This is a genomic window from Isoptericola sp. NPDC019482, from assembly GCF_040632295.1.
Classification (GTDB): Bacteria; Actinomycetota; Actinomycetes; order Actinomycetales; family Cellulomonadaceae; genus Isoptericola.
The window spans coordinates 1-16,819 of record NZ_JBEYBQ010000036.1 but is presented as its reverse complement, the minus strand read 5'-3'; the positions used below and the strand labels follow the sequence as shown (position 1 = coordinate 16,819).

The window sequence follows — 16,819 nt, the reverse complement described above, 5'->3', positions numbered from 1 at the left end:
CGGTGGCGACCCCCGAGACGCCTCGGACACCCCAGGCCGGCCGGACCGTCCTCCTGGTGATCGACCTGCAGGTCGGCGTGCTCGAGGAGTGCCTCGACGCCGAGGGCGTGGTGCGCCGCACGGCGGCGCTCGTGGACCGGGCGCGCCGCGAGGGGACGCCGGTCGTCTGGGTCCAGGACCACGGCGACCTGCCGGAGGGCTCCCCCGGCTGGGAGCTCGCGGCGCCCCTCGAGCGGGCCCCGGGCGAGCCCCTGGTGCGCAAGGCGTACCGCGACTCGTTCGCGGGCACGGACCTGGCGGACGTGCTGCGCGACCTCGCCGCGACGCGCCTCGTCGTCGCCGGGGCGCAGTCCGACTACTGCATCCGCACGACGACGCAGGCCGCCGCGGCCCGCGGTCTCGACGTCACGCTCGTCAGCGACGCCCACACGACGACGGACGCCGAGTGGGAGGGCGTCGTGGTGCCCGCCGAGCACATCGTGGCGCACACGACCATGTACTTCTCCGGGCTGCGCTACCCGGGCCGCTCGCACGGCGTGGCCCCGCACGACAGCGTCGACCTGCGGGCCTGACGCGACCGCCTGGCGAGGGGCCGCGTGGGGGCGGCGGTGTCTTCGCGGTGCCCGCGCGCCACGGACGTGCTGTACCGCGACCTCGTCGCCGCGCTGCGCATCGCCGTCGACGACCCCGTCGACGACCCGGAGCCGGCCGCCGTGCCCACCATCGCCCGACCTCTCGGTCGCCTTCGAGAACGGGATCTGTACCGCCACATCGTCGAATGGCGGTACGGGTCCCGTTCTCGAAGGCGACAGGGAACTGGTGGTGACCAGCCGCGATGCAGAGATGTATGCGCGTTCACTATCGTGGGACCGCTCGCACGACCGTGCGGGCGACGCACGCGGTCAAGGAGTTGCGGTGGCGAAGGCCCCCACGGTGTACGACGTCGCGCAGCGCGCAGGGGTCTCGATCGCGACGGTCTCGCGGGTGCTGCGGCGCCCCGACGACGTGCGCGAGCGCACCCGCACGGTGGTGCACGAGGCGATCCGCGAGCTGGGCTACGTGCCCTCCGGCGCGGCGCGCGGCCTCGCGGCGCGCTCCACGGGCGTGCTGGGCCTGTGCTTCCCCGACGTCGACGGCATCGACGAGGCCGCCGACCTGCCCGACCCGGTGCGCGTGGGCGAGTCCGTCGAGGTGGTGCGCGACGTCGGCGGCCCGGTCACGGCTCGCTGGAGCAACCTGTACCTCGGCGAGGTGATGCGCGGCGCGGAGCTGGAGGCATGGCGCACCGGCCACGCGGTGATGATCGGCGTCGCGCGCGGGCTGCGCCGCGCGCAGGCGGTCAACGAGCTCGCCGGGCGCGTCGACGGGCTGGCGGTGCTGTCGAAGTCGGTGCCCGACGACCTGCTGGCGCACATCGCCCGCCGCGTCCCCGTCGTCGTCATGGCCGGCCCGCCGCAGGACGACGCCTATGACCACATCTCGGTGGACAACCGGGCCGGCACCCGTGCCCTGGTGGACCACCTGATCGCCGACCACGGCCTGCGCGACCTCGCGTTCGTGGGCGGCCCGTTCGACTCGCCGGACGCCCACGAGCGCTTCCTGGGGTTCCGCGACGCGCTGGGAGCGGCGGGGCTCGAGGTGCCCGACGAGCCGGCCGCGCGCAGCGACTTCACGCGGGCCGGCGCCCGCGACCTCGCCCGCCGGATGCTCGAGGACCACGTGACCGGCCGGGGGACGGGGGCGACGGGCCACGCGCTCCCCCGCGGCCTGGTGTGCTCGAACGACCAGACGGCGCTCGGCTTCCTCGACGTGCTCACCGAGGCCGGCGTCGACGTGCCGGGCGACGTCGTCCTCACCGGGTTCGACGGCATCGACGCCACGCAGGCGTCCATCCCCCGGCTCACCACGGTGTGCCAGCCGATGGTCGAGCTGGGGCGCGCGGCGGTGGAGCTGCTGCGTTCGCGGCTCGCCGACCCGTCCGCACCTGCGGCGACGGTGAACCTGCCCGTGCGCGTGCTGCTGCGCGAGAGCTGCGGCTGCTCGTGACCCGGTGGCCCGGGAGCGCCCCGGACCACGCCCGGGCCGATGGCCACACGGTTTGCCGCTCCGAAATGTATGCGCATACACTCGCCGGGACGTCGCACGCCGACCCCGGCGTGCGCGGGCCCTCACAGGAGAGGCCTCGACGAAGAGGAGTGGATGTCCATGACGCGCACAGCGCGCTCGGGGCGGCGCCTGGCCGCCATCGCGGCCACCGTCGCGGTGCTGGCCACGGCGGCCTGCTCGGCACCGGTGCAGAACAAGGGTGACGACGGCGCCGCCGGCGGCGCGACGTCGATGCTCATCGCGGCCGACAACGGCTCGCCGACGTTCGACCGGAACTTCAACCCGTACTCGTCCGGCAAGCGGAACACGACGTCGTACCTGTACGAGCCGCTGGTCATCATCAACGAGATGAGCGGCGAGGAGACCCCCTGGCTGGCCACGGGGTACGAGCAGCCCGACGCCAAGACCGTCGTCTTCACCATGCGCGACGGCGTGACGTGGTCCGACGGCGAGCCCCTCACCGCCGAGGACGTCAAGTACTCCTTCGACCTCGTCAAGAAGCACCCCGAGATGGACCTCAAGGGCGCGTGGTCGCACCTGAAGTCGGTCGAGGTGGACGGCAAGACCGTCGTCATGCACCTGCAGACCGAGGACGTCCCCGCCGCGAAGATCCTTGCCCAGCAGCTCATCGTGCCGGAGCACATCTGGTCCGAGGTCGAGGACCCTGTCACCTGGACCAACGAGGAGCCCGTCGGGTCCGGCCCCTACACGCTCGGCGAGTTCACGCCGAACCAGTACACGCTGAAGAAGAACGAGAAGTACTGGCAGGCGGACAAGGTGGCCGTCGAGGAGCTGGTGCAGCCCGCCGCCAACTCCGAGCTGGACATCGTCAACAACGGCTACGACTGGGCCTACGCGTTCATGAGCGACGTCGAGGACACCTGGGTCAAGGCCGACCCCGAGAACAACACGTACTGGTTCCCGGCGGGCGCGGCCATCTCGCTCATCCCGAACATGACGAAGGCGCCGTACAACGACGTCAACTTCCGCCAGGGCGTCGCGCTGGCCCTCGACAAGCAGGTCATCGCCGACAAGGCCGAGCAGGGCTACGTCGACCGGGCCAGCCAGACCGGCCTCATGCTGCCCAACCAGGAGGCCATCCTCGACACGTCGATCCCGAACCAGGGCTACGTCGACCAGGACACCGACGCCGCCCTCGCCGCGTTCGAGAAGGCCGGGTACACGAAGAAGGGCGACAAGCTCGTCGACTCGTCCGGCAAGCCGCTGAAGATCACGATCACCACCCCGAACGGCTGGTCCGACTGGCTGCAGGGCGTGGAGCAGGTCAAGGGCCAGCTCACCGCGATCGGCATCGACGTCACCGTCGTGCAGCCGCAGGCCGCCGCGTACCAGAAGGAGCTCCGCACGGGCGACTTCGACATGATCATGGGCACCGTCGGCGGCACCGGGCAGCCGTTCCAGGACTACAACGGCCTCATGGGCTCGGAGTTCCTGCTGCCCGTCGGCAAGACCTCCGCCGGCAACTTCGGTCGCTTCGAGTCGAAGGAGGCCGACGACCTGCTCGCCGAGCTCAAGGTGACCACCGACGAGGCCGAGCAGCTCGAGATCACGCACCAGCTGGAGCAGATCACCTACGAGCAGCTGCCGATGATCGCCCTGTTCTACGGCGGCTCGTGGGGCCTGTTCTCGAACAAGAACTTCACCGGCTGGCCCAGCGCGGACGACCCCTACGCCTCGCCGAAGACGTGGGACTCCACCCCGCTGCTGATCCTCACGCACCTCAAGCCCGCCCAGGGCTGACCTCACCGCGGCCCGGCGTCGTCCCCACCCGACGGCGCCGGGCCGCGCCCGCCCGACCACCCGACCACCGACCCGGAGGCTCCGTTGCGCTACGCGCTCCGCAAGCTCGGCCTGCTGGTCCTCACGCTGTGGGCGGCGGTGACGCTGAACTTCGTCATCCCGCGCCTCATGCCCGGCTCCCCCGCTGACGCGGCCATCGCCAAGCTCGCCCAGAACGGCCCCGTGACGCCGTCGGTGCAGGCGGCGATCGAGGCCCAGCTCGGCGTGCCCGGCGGCAGCATCTGGGACCAGTACGTCACGTACCTGAACAACGTCATCCACCTCGACTTCGGGGTGTCCTACACCTTCTTCCCGCAGCAGGTCTCCGAGCTCGTCGCCGGTGCCCTGCCCTGGACGCTGATCATGGTCGGCGCCGTCACCGTCGTGGCGTTCGTGCTCGGCACCCTGATCGGCATCGGGGCGGCCTGGAAGCGCGGCACCTGGATGGACTCCCTGCCCACGGTGGCCGGCAGCTTCCTCTCCGCGTTCCCCTACTTCTGGACCGCGCTGCTGATCGTCTTCTTCCTGGGCTACGTGCTCGGCTGGTTCCCCACCTCGGGCGCCTACTCCGCCACCGCGGTGCCGAACCTGTCGTGGGAGTTCCTCGGCGACGTGCTGTACCACGCGGCCCTGCCCGCGATCACGATCCTCATCACGTCGCTCGGCGGCTGGATCCTCGGCATGCGCAACACGATGATCAACACGCTCGGCGACGACTACGTGACGTTCGCCGAGGCCAACGGCCTGCGCGGCCGCACGGTCGCGATCCGCTACGCCGCCCGCAACGCGATCCTGCCCAACCTCACCGGGTTCGGCATGGCGCTCGGCGGCGTCGTCGGCGGCTCCCTGCTCGTCGAGCAGGTGTTCGCGTACCCCGGCGTCGGCTACCTGCTGTTCAACGCCGTCACCAACCAGGACTTCCCGCTGATGCAGGCCCTCTTCCTCATGATCACCGTGAGCGTGCTGCTCGCGAACTTCCTGGTGGAGATCCTCTACGGCGTCCTCGACCCCCGAACGAGGCGGTGACCCCGATGGCTGACCCGACCACCACCAGCACCGCGACGATCCCGGACCCCGAGGGTCCCGCCCCCGAGGCGGCCCGCGGACCGCAGCGGCCCGCCCGCACCCGCCTCGGCCGCACCGGCCAGGTGCTCGGCCGCGCGTTCGCCACCGTCTGGGCCAACCCCAAGGCCCGCGTGGGGCTCGTCATCCTGGGCCTGTTCGTCCTCATGGCGGTCTTCGCGCCGCTGCTGGCGCCGTACTCCCCGCACGACGACTCGTTCGGCCGCAACGAGCCCGGCAGCGCCGCGCACTGGCTCGGCACCACCGGCGCCGGCGAGGACGTGCTGTCCCAGGTGATCTACGGCGCCCGCGTCTCCCTGCTCGTCGGCTTCGTCGCCGGCGGCCTGTCGACCGTCGTCGCCGTCGTCATCGGCCTGTCGTGGGGCTACCTGCGCGGCTGGGGCAACGACGTCGTCAACTTCCTCGTCAACCTGTTCCTCGTGATGCCGGGCCTGCCGCTGATGATCATCATCGCGGCGTACCTGCAGAACGGCGGGCTGCCGATGATCATCCTGGTCGTCGTCATCACCGGCTGGGCGTGGGGCGCCCGCGTGCTGCGCTCGCAGACGCAGTCGCTGCGCTCGCGCGACTTCGTCACGGCGGCGATCTTCTCGGGCGAGAGCTCGGCCCGCGTCATCTTCCGCGAGATCCTGCCGAACATGACCTCGATGATCGCGGGGTCGTTCTTCGGCGCCGCGACGTCGGCGGTGCTCGCCGAGTCCGGCCTGTCGTTCCTCGGCCTGGGCGACATGGCCACCGTGAGCTGGGGCTCGATGATCTTCTGGGCCCAGAACTCGATGGCGATCCTCACCGGCCAGTGGATCCTCCTGTTCGCCCCGGGTCTGTGCATCGCGCTCCTGGCGACCTCCATGACCCTCGTGAACTTCGGCGTCGACGGGTTGTCCAACCCGCGCCTGCGGGAAGGGACCGGCCGATGAGCCTGCTCGAGATCCAGGACCTGTCCGTCGTCTACGAGCCCCGCGGGGCCGTCCCGACGCACGCCGTCAAGAACGCGAACCTCACCCTGGAGCAGGGCGAGTTCGTGGGCCTGGTCGGCGAGTCCGGCTCCGGCAAGTCGACGCTCGGCTTCGCCGTCACCCGCCTCGCCAAGGCCCCGGCGCGCATCTCCGCCGGCCGCATCGTGTTCGACGGCACCGACATCGCGCACCTGGACGCCGAGGAGCTGCGCGTGCAGCGCCGCGGCGGGTTCGCGATGGTGCTCCAGTCGGGCATGAACGCGCTCAACCCGGTGCGCACCATCGCGCACCACTTCGGCGACATCTTCGCCGCGCACGGCCACGTGCCGAAGGCGAAGCGGCGCCAGCGCGCCGTCGAGCTGCTCGACAAGGTGCAGCTGCCGTCCACGGTGCTCGACCGCTACCCCGGCGAGCTGTCCGGCGGCATGCGCCAGCGCGTGTCGATCGCGCTGGCCCTGTCGCTCGAGCCGCGCCTCATGGTGTTCGACGAGCCGACGACGGCGCTCGACGTGCTCGTGCAGCACGCCGTCATGGACACCATCCGCGAGCTGCAGGCCGCGGAGGGCTTCACCGCCGTGCTCATCTCGCACGACCTCGGCGTGGTGCTGGAGTCCGCGGAGCGCGTCGTCGTCATGCACGACGGCGAGATCGTCGAGGACGGCGCGTCGCGGCAGATCTTCTCCGCGCCCGCGCACCCGTACACGCAGATGCTGCTGAGCCACTACGCCGACCCGCGCGCCGAGGTCGTCGAGCTGCCGGGCTTCGAGCGCAAGGCGCCGCAGGAAGGGCGCGACGGCGCGGCGCACCCCGAGCGCGCCGCCGCCCACGACGCGATCGTCGTCGACCACGTGTCGAAGGTGTACCCGCCGCCGCGCCGCGGCGAGCAGGCCGTCACCGCCGTCGACGACGTCTCGTTCCGGCTGGAGCCGGGCGCTGCGATGGCGCTGGTCGGCCAGTCGGGCTCCGGCAAGTCGACCATCGCCAAGATGGTCACGGGCGTGGAGCGGCCGACGTCGGGCACGGTGACGTTCGGCGACCTGCGGGTCGACCGGCTGCGCCGCCGCCAGCTCAAGACGCTGCACGCGGACGTCCAGATGGTCTTCCAGGACCCGTACTCGGCGCTCAACCCGCTGCACACCGTGGAGTACACGCTCACGCGGCCGGTGGAGAACTTCACCGGGCTCAAGGGCGAGGCGGCGCGCGAGCGCGTGCTGGAGCTGCTCGAGACCGTGGGCCTCACGCCCGTCGAGCAGTACGCGGCCAAGCTGCCGCACCAGCTCTCCGGCGGGCAGCGCCAGCGCGTCGTCGTGGCGCGCGCCCTGGCGTCGAACCCGCAGGTGCTCATCGCCGACGAGCCGGTCTCCATGCTCGACGTGTCGCTGCGCGCCGGCGTGCTCAGCCTGCTGGAGGACCTGCGCGCCGACCTGGGCGTCTCGCTGCTGTACATCACGCACGACCTGCTGTCCGCGCGCGTCGTCACCGACCAGATCATGGTGCTGCACCACGGCCAGGTCGTGGAGTCCGGCGGCACCACGCAGGTGCTGCGGTTCCCCGAGGACGCGTACACGACCCAGCTGCTGGACGCGATCCCGCAGCCGGCACGGCGCTTCGCGGACGGTGAGGCGTCGTGACGGCGCCCGCCCCGACGGCCGTCCGGCCCGGGGCGCCGTTCTCGGTGCTGCCGCTGCCGAACGGCGTCGAGCCGCTGGTGCTGGACGTGCCGGTGGGTCCGCTGACCGCACTGCGGTCGGTCGTGCCGGACGGCGTGGAGCGTCGCGCCGTCGCGGTGCTGGTCCCCGGGTTCACCGGGTCGCGGGAGGACCACCGGCTGCTGCTGCCGCTGCTGGCCGAGCGCGGGGTCGAGGCATGGACGTACTCCCAGCGCGGGCAGGCCGACTCGGTCGCGCCGCGCGGGGTGGGCGCCTACCGCCGCGACGACTTCACGGGCGACGCGCTCGACGTCGCCGCCGTGGTGACCGCGGCCGCCGGCATCCGGGCCGGCGACCTGCACCTGCTGGGCCACAGCTTCGGCGGCACGGTCGCGGCCGCCACGGCCGTGCGCGACGCCGCGCCGTTCGCGAGCCTCACGATGCTCTGCTCCGGCCCGCACGGCTGGCCGGGGCGCAAGGACGCCGAGCGCGACCGGCTGCTCGCCGCCGCCGGGCTCGTCGACCTGTGGACGCTCGACAACCCCGGGCTGGCCCGGCGCCTGTCCGAGGACCCGGCCGCTCTGGCCGCCCTCGACGTCGACGCCCGCTTCCACCGCGACCGCTCGGTCGCGACCAGCACGGACAACCTGCTGGGCGCGATCGACGTCCTCGCCGACGTCCGCGACGTCACGCCCGACGTGTCCGCCACCGGTCTGCCGGTGCTGGTCGCGCACGGCGTGGACGACGCCGCGTGGCCGCAGCCGTGGCAGCGCGCCATGGCCGAGCGGCTCGGCGCCCGCTACGAGGTGATCGCCGACGCCGGTCATCTCCCCAACGTCGAGAACCCCGCCGCGACGGCGGACCTCCTGGCCGACTTCTGGACCACCTCCCGCTGAGCCGCTGAGCTCGCTCCCCCGAACTCCGCACCACAACGTAAGGACCATCCCGTGCTGCACTTCCCCGAGGGCTTCCGCTGGGGCGCCGCCACCGCGGCCCACCAGATCGAGGGCAACAACGTCTCCAGCGACTGGTGGGTGCGCGAGCACGCCGCCGGCACCTCGATCGTCGAGCCCAGCGGCGACGCCGCGGACAGCTACCACCGCTACCGCGAGGACATGACCCTCCTGCGCGACGCCGGCCTCGACACGTACCGCTTCTCCATCGAGTGGGCGCGGATCGAGCCCGAGGAGGGCTTCGTCTCCCGCGCCGAGATCGCGCACTACCGCCGCATGGTGGAGACGTGCCTCGAGCTCGGCATCACCCCGATGGTCACGCTCATGCACTTCACGGTGCCGCGGTGGTTCTACGAGGAGGGCATGTGGCGCTCCCCGAAGGCGGCCGACCGCTTCGCCCGCTTCACCGAGCTCGCCCTGCCGATCCTCGGGAACGACGTCGACTACGTCTGCACCATCAACGAGCCGAACATCGCCGCGATGATCGCGGGCGGCGAGGACCCGGCCAACCTGGTCGCCTACGGCCTGCCCGCGCCCGACCTGCAGGTCGCGGACACGCTGCTCGAGTGCCACACCCGGTCGCGCGAGATCCTCGCCGGCGTGGGCGGCATCAACTCGGGCTGGACCGTCGCCACCCAGGACTTCCAGCCCGAGCCGGGCTGCGAGGACGTGGCCCACGAGTACGGCCACCAGCGCGACGACTGGTACCTCGAGGCCGCCCGCGGCGACGACTGGGTGGGCGTCCAGGCCTACACCCGCACCATCATCGGCCCCGACGGCCCGCGCCAGGTGCCCGAGGGCGTCGAGACCACGCTCACCGGGTGGGAGTTCTACCCCCTCGCCCTCGAGCACGGCGTCCGCTCCGCGTGGGAGAAGACCGAGGGTGTGCCGGTCTTCGTCACCGAGAACGGCATGGCCACGCAGGACGACGCGCGTCGCATCGACTACACCGAGGGCGCGCTGGCCGGCCTGCACTCGGCCATCGAGGACGGCGTCGACGTGCGCGGCTACCTGCACTGGAGCCTGCTGGACAACTACGAGTGGGCCTCCGGGTTCCGCCCGACGTTCGGCCTGGTCGAGTTCGACAAGGAGACGTTCGAGCGCCGCGCGAAGCCGTCGCTCGGCTGGCTCGGCTCCGTCGCGCAGGCGAACGGCCTCACCGTCCGCTGACCGCCCCGAGATCGAGGTATCCGCCGCGAGGTCGACCCACCGAAGGTCGATCTCGCGGCGGTTGCCTCGATCTCGCCGTCTCCGCACCGATCGAGGACCGTGAACCCATGACCGACCAGCCGTACCGCGACCCGTCCCTGTCCCCCGCCGAGCGGGTGGAGGACCTGCTGCGCCGCATGACGCTGCCCGAGAAGGTGGGGCAGATGCTGCAGCTCAACGCGATGGACGACCTCGACGAGATCGTCGCCGAGCGGCTGGCGGGCTCGATCCTGCACGCGTCGCCCTCGCGCGTCGTGGAGGCGATCGAGCTCGCGCGCGGCACGCGCCTGGGCATCCCGCTGCTTGTGGCGGACGACGCGATCCACGGGCACGGCTTCTTCCCCGGCGCCACGGTCTTCCCCAGCCAGCTGGGGATGGCGGCGACGTGGGACCTCGACGTGGTGGAGAAGGCGGCGCGCGCGACGGCGGTCGAGGCGTCGGCGACGGGCCTGCACTGGACGTTCTCCCCCGTGCTGTGCGCGACCCGCGACCTGCGCTGGGGCCGCGTGAACGAGACGTTCGGCGAGGACCCGTACCTCATCGGCGAGCTGGGCGCCGCGATGGTGCGCGGCTACCAGGGCGAGGGGCTCACCGACCCGACGGCGGTGCTCGCGACGGCGAAGCACTTCGCCGGCTACTCCGAGACGCAGGGCGGCCGCGACGCCACGGAGGCCGACCTCACGCCGCGCAAGCTCCGCTCCTGGTTCCTGCCTCCGTTCGAGCGTGTCGTCCGCGAGGGCGTGCGCACCGTGATGATCGGCTACCAGGCCATCGACGGCGTGCCCATCACCACGAGCCGCTGGCTGCTGCAGGGCGTGCTCAAGGACGAGTGGGGCTTCGACGGCACCCTCGTCACCGACTGGGACAACGTGGGCCGCATGGTGTGGGAGCAGTTCGTCAGCCCCGACCACGCCCACGCCTCGGCGGCCGCCGTCGACGCCGGGAACGACGTCATCATGGCGACGCCACGGTTCTTCGAGGGCGCGCAGGAGGCCGTCGCCGACGGGCGCATCGACGAGGCGCGGCTCGACGACGCGGTGCGACGCATCCTGCGCCTCAAGGTGGACCTCGGGCTGTTCGAGGACCCGCGCGCCCCGGTAGCCGACCGCATCGAGGCCGTCGTCGGCTCCGCCGAGCACCGCGACCTCGCCCTCGACGTCGCGCGCGGCTCCCTCGTGCTGCTGGAGAACGACGGCACGCTGCCGCTCGCGGGCGGCCTCGTGGCGGACGACGACGGGCGCGCGAGCGCCCCGACCGGTGCCGCGCCGCTGCGCGTCGCCGTCGTCGGGCCGAACGCCGACGACCCCCACGCCCAGCTCGGCGACTGGGCGGGCGCGTCGGGCCAGGTGAGCTGGATCCGCGACGGGCACCCGCGCGAGCTGACCGAGACGGTGCTGGACGGGCTGCGCGCCGTCGCGCCCCCGTCGTGGGAGGTGACCTACGCCCGCGGCGCCGACATCGTCGAGCTGGGACCGGACCCCGACGGCACGCACTTCCCCGACGGCCAGCCGCGCCCGCCGGCGGCCCTGCCCGCGCCGTCCGACCCGGTGCTGCTCGCCGAGGCGGAGGACGCGGCCCGCGCCGCGGACGTCGTCGTCGCCGTGCTGGGCGACGAGGTCGCGCTGGCCGGCGAGGGCAAGTCCACCGCGACCTTGGAGCTGCAGGGCGGGCAGGTCGAGCTGCTGGAGCGGCTGGTCGCGACGGGTACGCCCGTCGTCGTCGTGCTGGTCGCCTCGAAGCCGCTCGTGCTGCCCGAGGCCGTGGGCCGTGCCGCCGCGCTGGTGCACGCCGCCAACCCGGGGATGCGCGGCGGCCGGGCCGTGGCGGAGCTGCTGCTCGGGCTCGTCGAGCCCACCGGCCGTCTGCCGATCTCCTACGCCCTGCACGCCGGGCAGCAGCCGGTGTTCTACCACCAGGTGCGCGGCCAGCACGGCACGCGGTACGCCGACCTCACGCAGCGGCCACCGTACGTGTTCGGCGAGGGGCGCTCGTACACGACGGTCGAGTACTCCGGCCTGGAGCTGGACGCCGCCGACGTCGCGTCCGACGGCGTGGTGCGGGGTCGCGTCACCGTCGCCAACACCGGGGCCCGGCCGGCGGTGGAGACCGTGCAGGTCTACGTGAGCGACCGCGTCACCTCGGTGACCTGGGCTGACCGGGAGCTGAAGACCTTCCGCCGTGTGCCGCTGGAGCCCGGCGAGAGCGTCGTCGTCGAGGTCGAGGTGCCCGCCGCCGGCTGCACGATCGTCGACGCCGCCGGCCGCCGCGTCGTCGAGCCGGGCGAGTTCGAGCTGCTGGTGGGCCCCAGCTCGCGGCGCGAGGACCTCCTGGTCGCGCCGTTCCGGGTCCGCTGACCTCCGGTCGATCCCCGGCGCGACCCCCGGCGCCGCCGAGAGCGACGGGCGGTGGGCAGGACGTCCTGCCCACCGCCCGTCCGTCGACCGGGTGCTAGCGCGCGATCAGCGCGAACACGCCCCACCCGTAGTGGGCGCGGGTGCAGGCCGCGTACTGCTGCGGCTCGGTCGCCAGCAGGCGGCGGACCTCGTCGTGCAGCTCGTCGTCAGGGTGGCTGTCCGCCCAGCGACGCATGCTCAGCCACTGCGGCGCCATGTACCGGTCCCACGACTCCTCGGTCGCGCAGACCATCTCCACGACGTCGTAGCCCTGGTCGCCGAACGACTCCAGCAGCCCGGGCAGGGTCAGGTAGTCGTCGACGGACTGCGCCCCGCAGCCGGCCAGGATCTCCGGGGTGGCCGGCACGGTGCGCCAGTACGGCTCCCCGACCAGCAGCATGCCGCCGGGCGCGAGGCTCCGGCGCAGGAGGTCGAGGGTGCCAGGCACCCCGCCGCCGATCCAGGTCGCGCCCACGCAGGCCGCGACGTCCACGGGCTCGTCGACGACGTAGCCGGAGGCGTCCGCCTCGACGAACCGCACGGCGTCGCTCACGCCGAGCTCGTCGGCACGCGCCCGGGCGTGGGCGACGAAGTCCGGGTTGAGGTCCACGCCCAGCCCGGTGACCTGGTGGTCACGCGCCCAGCTGGACAGCAGCTCCCCCGACCCGCAGGCGAGATCGAGGACGCTCGTCCCGGCCGGGAGGTCGAGCGAGGCGCCGAACTCGGCGAGCTGCCGCTCGGTCAGGGGGTTGTGGATGCGATGGCGGGACTCACGGATGGAGAAGATTCGAAGATCGAACACGGTGGTGCTCCTTGCACGGGTTCCAACGGGTGTGCGCGTGGGAGCGGGCAGGCCGCTCGCTGGGCGCAAGGACCGTCATCCGGCATCGAACCTTCCTGGGTCTCCCGCTCGACGGCGCGACCGGGCGGCTCCGTGCGAGCCACCGGTGACCCTAGTGTCGGCGCGGTCGGGATGCCACGGCTTTTGTCCGCTCGCCCGGCCACCCGTTGCCACCGTTACCCCCTGGGGGTATGGTGAGGTCATGACCGACACCGGCACGCCCCTCCCCGACCTTGCGACCGACGGCGGCCACCCGCACGACGGCCCGCACGGCTACGCCTCCGACAAGGAGGCGTACCTCAAGAGGATGCGCCGCATCGAGGGCCAGGTGCGCGGCATCGCCCGGATGATCGACGAGGACGTCTACTGCATCGACATCCTCACCCAGGTGTCCGCCGTGACCAAGGCCCTGCAGGCCGTGTCCATCGGCCTCGTCGAGGACCACCTGGGCCACTGCGTCGTCGACGCCGCCCGCGCCTCGGAGGCCGAGGGCGCCGCGAAGGTCAAGGAGGCCGCCGACGCCATCGGCCGGCTGGTCCGGTCCTGATCCCCCCTCCACTGCTGATCCACCTCGATGAAGGAGCCCCGCATGAGCACCGTCACCACCCTGGGCGTCACCGGCATGACCTGCGGCAACTGCGTCGCGCACGTCACCAAGGACCTCTCCGCCGTCGCCGGCGTCGAGGACGTGAGCGTCGAGCTGCACGTCGGCGGCACCTCCGACGTCGCCGTCTTCTCCGACGCGCCGCTCGACGAGGCGGCGCTGCGCGAGGCGGTCGACGAGGCCGGCTACGAGGTCGAGTCCGTCGTCGTCCAGCAGGACGCGCTCGCCGCCCAGCAGGCCGCGCAGGCGCCTGCCCGCCAGGAGGCGCACAACTGCGCCTGCGGATGCGGCACCGGCGAGGCGTCCGCCGACGCAGCGCCCGCGCAGAAGACCTACGACCTGGCCGTGCCCCCGCGCGCCTGAGTCCCCGCTCCCCGGAGCCACCACCCGCGGACCGCCTGCCGAACCGTCGCCGGCTCCACCACCCGGAGCCGCCGCGACCCAGGCCCTCCGCGCCGCGCCGCCGTCGACCCGACCGGCGCCCCCACCGCGACCCCGCCGCCCCGGGTCGTCGCGGGTGACCTCCACCCAGCACCTCAGGGAGTCACCCCATGAGCACCCCCACGTCCTCGCCGGTCGACCCGGCGGGGCCCGCCGCCGGCCCTCCGATCCTGGAGATCGACCTCGCCATCGAGGGCATGACCTGCGCGTCGTGCGTGGCACGCGTCGAGAAGCGGCTCAACCGCGTCGACGGCGTCACCGCCACCGTGAACCTGCCGCTCGAGAGCGCGCACGTCGAGCTCACCGCGCCCGTCGACGACGCCGCGCTGGTCGAGGCCGTCGAGAAGGCCGGCTACGGCGCCCGCGTCACCGGCCGCCGCGACGTCGCCCCGCCCGCCCTCGACGTGTCCGACGCGCAGCGAACCCCGGTGCACCACACGTCTGACACGTCTGACACGTCGGCCCCGGTCGACGCACGCGGCGCAGACCTGCGCCGCCGGCTCGCCGCGTCCGCGGTGCTCACCGTGCCGGTGGTGGCGCTGTCGATGATCCCTGCGCTGCAGTTCACGGGCTGGCAGTGGGTGGTCGCCGCCGCCGCGCTGCCGGTCGTGACGTGGGGCGCGTGGCCGTTCCACACCGCCGCGGCGCGGGCCGCCCGGCACGGCGCGTCCACGATGGACACGCTGGTCTCGCTCGGCGTGATCGCCGCGACCGTGTGGTCGCTGTGGGCCCTCACGCTCGGCGGCACGGGCGAGCTCGGGATGCGGATGCGGCCGTCGCTGATCCCGTCCGAGTCCGGCGGCGTGCCCGAGCTGTACTTCGAGGTCGCGGCCGTCGTCACGACCTTCCTGCTCGCCGGCCGGTACGCCGAGCACCGCTCCCGCCGTCGCGCCGGCGACGCCCTGCGCTCCCTGCTGGAGCTGGGCGCGAAGGACGCCGAGCGCGTACGGCTCGCCGCGACCGGCACGCCGCTGACCGGGCCCGACGGCGGACGCGTCACCGAGCGCGTCCCCGTCACGGACCTCGCCGTCGGCGACGTGTTCGTCGTGCGGCCGGGCGAGAAGGTCGCCACCGACGGCGAGGTGGTCGAGGGCGCGAGCGCCGTCGACACGTCGCTGCTCACGGGCGAGCCGGTGCCCGTCGACGTCGGCCCCGGCGACGCGGTCACCGGGGCGACCGTCAACACGTCCGGCCACCTGCTGGTGCGCGCGACGCGCGTGGGCGAGGAGACGACGCTCGCGCAGATCGGGCGGCTCGTGTCGCAGGCGCAGACCGGCAAGGCCCCCGTGGCCCGGCTCGCCGACCGCATCTCCGCCGTCTTCGTGCCGATCGTCATCGGACTGTCGGTGCTCACCCTGGTGGGCTGGCTGCTGGCCGGCGCGGACGTGCAGCTCGCGTTCACCGCCGCCGTCGCGGTGCTGATCATCGCGTGCCCCTGCGCCCTCGGCCTCGCGACGCCCACCGCGCTGCTGGTCGGCACCGGCCGCGGCGCGCAGCTCGGCATCCTCATCAAGGGCCCGGAGATCCTGGAGTCCACGCGCCGAGTCGACACCGTCGTGCTCGACAAGACCGGCACCGTCACCGAGGGCCGCATGCAGGTGGAGCGCGTGCTCGTCCCGGACTTGTCAGAGCCACAGCGGGGTATGGCCCCTCGTGATTCTGACAACTCGCGGGAGCGGGAGGTGCTGGCGTACGCCGGCGCCGTCGAGGCCCTCAGCGAGCACCCCATCGCGCACGCCGTCGCGGCCGCAGCCGCCGAGTTGTCAGAGCCACACGGGGGTATGGCCCGACCTGGCTCTGACAGGTCGGGTGCGACGGGGGCCGACGGCGTCGGGATCGGCGCGCTGCAGGCGTTCGAATTCCGCGCGACGCCGGGCGGCGGGGTCGAGGCGGTCGTGCGACGGGCGCACTCCGGCCTCGCCGGGCTCGCCGTGGACGGCGGGCTCAACGCCCGGCGGGTGCTCGTCGGGCAGCCGTCGTGGCTGGCCGGGCAGGGCGTCGCGATCGACGGCGGCGGCACGGACGGACTGGCGGCCGCGTTCGACGACGCCGAGGCCACCGGCGCGAGCGCCGTCGTCGTCGCGTGGGACGGCGCCGCCCGCGGCGTCGTCGTGCTGCGCGACCCGGTCAAGGCGACGTCCGCCGAGGCCGTGCGCGAGCTGCGCGACCTCGGCCTGCGGCCCGTGCTGCTCACCGGCGACGGCGAGGGCGCGGCCCGCGTCGCCGCCCGCGAGGTCGGCATCGCGGACGAGGACGTCATCGCCCGCGTGCTGCCGCAGGACAAGTCGGCGGTCGTGACGCGGCTGCGGTCGGAGGGCCGGGTCGTGGCGATGGTCGGCGACGGCGTGAACGACGCCGCCGCCCTCGCGACCGCGGACCTGGGGCTCGCGATGGGCACGGGCACCGACGTCGCGATCGAGGCGAGCGACATCACGCTCGTGCGCGGCGATCTGCGCTCCGCCCCCGCCGCCGTCCGGCTCTCCCGCGGCACGCTGCGCGTGATCAAGCAGAACCTGTTCTGGGCCTTTGCCTACAACGTGGCGGCCATCCCGCTCGCCGCCGCGGGGCTGCTCAACCCGATGATCGCCGGGGCGGCCATGGCGGCGTCGTCCGTCATCGTCGTCGGCAACTCGCTGCGCCTGCGCCACGCCGGCTGACTCCGCACCACGGTGTGTTGTGAGCGCGATTTCGGGGACTATTCGGTCACGAATAGTCCCCGAAATCGCGCTCACAGCGTCAGGCGGCGGAGGCGGAGTCCGTGCCGTCCTGGTCGAGCTCCTCGTC

At 73.2% G+C, this 16,819-nt stretch carries 13 protein-coding genes; 12 read left to right on the top strand and 1 reads right to left on the bottom strand.

The features are described 5' to 3' along the window. Positions 1 to 56: 56 nt before the first annotated feature. The 9 genes from ABZ493_RS18320 to ABZ493_RS18280 all read left to right on the top strand — a co-directional run bounded on the left by ABZ493_RS18320 (position 57) and on the right by ABZ493_RS18280 (position 12,110). The gene (locus ABZ493_RS18320; protein WP_430583556.1) at positions 57 to 572 is read left to right on the top strand and encodes a cysteine hydrolase family protein; all 516 of its coding nucleotides are present in this window, start codon (positions 57 to 59) and stop codon (positions 570 to 572) included. A gap of 343 nt (positions 573 to 915) precedes the next feature. Beyond that, positions 916 to 2,046, top strand: a complete 1,131-nt coding sequence (locus tag ABZ493_RS18315; protein ID WP_430583555.1) for a LacI family DNA-binding transcriptional regulator — start codon at positions 916 to 918, stop codon at positions 2,044 to 2,046. A 159-nt stretch (positions 2,047 to 2,205) separates the two neighbouring features. Continuing rightward, the gene (locus ABZ493_RS18310) at positions 2,206 to 3,867 is read left to right on the top strand and encodes an ABC transporter substrate-binding protein (protein ID WP_430583554.1); all 1,662 of its coding nucleotides are present in this window, start codon (positions 2,206 to 2,208) and stop codon (positions 3,865 to 3,867) included. An 84-nt stretch (positions 3,868 to 3,951) separates the two neighbouring features. Continuing rightward, entirely contained in the window at positions 3,952 to 4,932 is a 981-nt protein-coding gene (locus ABZ493_RS18305; RefSeq protein WP_430583553.1) for an ABC transporter permease, read from the top strand. Positions 4,933 to 4,937: 5 nt separating this feature from the next. Continuing rightward, positions 4,938 to 5,906, top strand: coding sequence for an ABC transporter permease (locus tag ABZ493_RS18300; RefSeq protein WP_430583552.1), 969 nt, complete (start codon positions 4,938 to 4,940; stop codon positions 5,904 to 5,906). Continuing rightward, positions 5,903 to 7,576 carry an ABC transporter ATP-binding protein gene (locus ABZ493_RS18295; protein ID WP_430583551.1) on the top strand — a complete coding sequence of 558 codons (1,674 nt, stop codon included), beginning with the start codon at positions 5,903 to 5,905 and terminating at the stop codon, positions 7,574 to 7,576. Before ABZ493_RS18300 ends, ABZ493_RS18295 begins: the two co-directional genes overlap by 4 nt. Continuing rightward, on the top strand, positions 7,573 to 8,490 hold the full coding sequence (locus tag ABZ493_RS18290) for an alpha/beta hydrolase (protein WP_430583550.1): 918 nt from the start codon (positions 7,573 to 7,575) through the stop codon (positions 8,488 to 8,490). The genes ABZ493_RS18295 and ABZ493_RS18290 overlap by 4 nt, the downstream gene beginning before the upstream one ends. A 51-nt stretch (positions 8,491 to 8,541) precedes the next feature. Further along, entirely contained in the window at positions 8,542 to 9,717 is a 1,176-nt protein-coding gene (locus ABZ493_RS18285; RefSeq protein ID WP_430583549.1) for a family 1 glycosylhydrolase, read from the top strand. A 107-nt stretch (positions 9,718 to 9,824) separates the two neighbouring features. Beyond that, entirely contained in the window at positions 9,825 to 12,110 is a 2,286-nt protein-coding gene (locus tag ABZ493_RS18280; protein ID WP_430583548.1) for a glycoside hydrolase family 3 N-terminal domain-containing protein, read from the top strand. Positions 12,111 to 12,204: 94 nt separating this feature from the next. Here the strand turns inward: ABZ493_RS18280 and ABZ493_RS18275 are convergent, their stop codons facing one another. Continuing rightward, on the bottom strand, positions 12,205 to 12,951 hold the full coding sequence (locus tag ABZ493_RS18275; protein WP_430583547.1) for a class I SAM-dependent methyltransferase: 747 nt from the start codon (positions 12,949 to 12,951) through the stop codon (positions 12,205 to 12,207). A gap of 241 nt (positions 12,952 to 13,192) precedes the next feature. Between ABZ493_RS18275 and ABZ493_RS18270 the strand changes: the two genes are divergently transcribed. The 3 genes from ABZ493_RS18270 (at position 13,193) to ABZ493_RS18260 (ending at position 16,692) form a co-directional block, all read left to right on the top strand. Then, on the top strand, positions 13,193 to 13,537 hold the full coding sequence (locus tag ABZ493_RS18270) for a metal-sensitive transcriptional regulator (RefSeq protein WP_430553503.1): 345 nt from the start codon (positions 13,193 to 13,195) through the stop codon (positions 13,535 to 13,537). A 42-nt stretch (positions 13,538 to 13,579) separates the two neighbouring features. Then, positions 13,580 to 13,957, top strand: coding sequence for a heavy-metal-associated domain-containing protein (locus ABZ493_RS18265; RefSeq protein WP_430583546.1), 378 nt, complete (start codon positions 13,580 to 13,582; stop codon positions 13,955 to 13,957). 188 nt (positions 13,958 to 14,145) lie between these two features. Next, a complete protein-coding gene (locus ABZ493_RS18260; RefSeq protein ID WP_430583545.1) occupies positions 14,146 to 16,692 on the top strand; it encodes a heavy metal translocating P-type ATPase in 2,547 nt (848 codons plus the stop codon). The last annotated feature ends 127 nt before the right edge of the window (positions 16,693 to 16,819 follow it).

Coding starts and splice junctions, on each gene's coding strand:
- ABZ493_RS18295 (WP_430583551.1), top strand. CDS start 5,903: ATGAGCCTGCTCGAGATCCAGGACCTGTCCGTCGTCTACGAGCCCCGC.
- ABZ493_RS18270 (WP_430553503.1), top strand. CDS start 13,193: ATGACCGACACCGGCACGCCCCTCCCCGACCTTGCGACCGACGGCGGC.
- ABZ493_RS18280 (WP_430583548.1), top strand. CDS start 9,825: ATGACCGACCAGCCGTACCGCGACCCGTCCCTGTCCCCCGCCGAGCGG.
- ABZ493_RS18265 (WP_430583546.1), top strand. CDS start 13,580: ATGAGCACCGTCACCACCCTGGGCGTCACCGGCATGACCTGCGGCAAC.
- ABZ493_RS18310 (WP_430583554.1), top strand. CDS start 2,206: ATGACGCGCACAGCGCGCTCGGGGCGGCGCCTGGCCGCCATCGCGGCC.
- ABZ493_RS18300 (WP_430583552.1), top strand. CDS start 4,938: ATGGCTGACCCGACCACCACCAGCACCGCGACGATCCCGGACCCCGAG.
- ABZ493_RS18260 (WP_430583545.1), top strand. CDS start 14,146: ATGAGCACCCCCACGTCCTCGCCGGTCGACCCGGCGGGGCCCGCCGCC.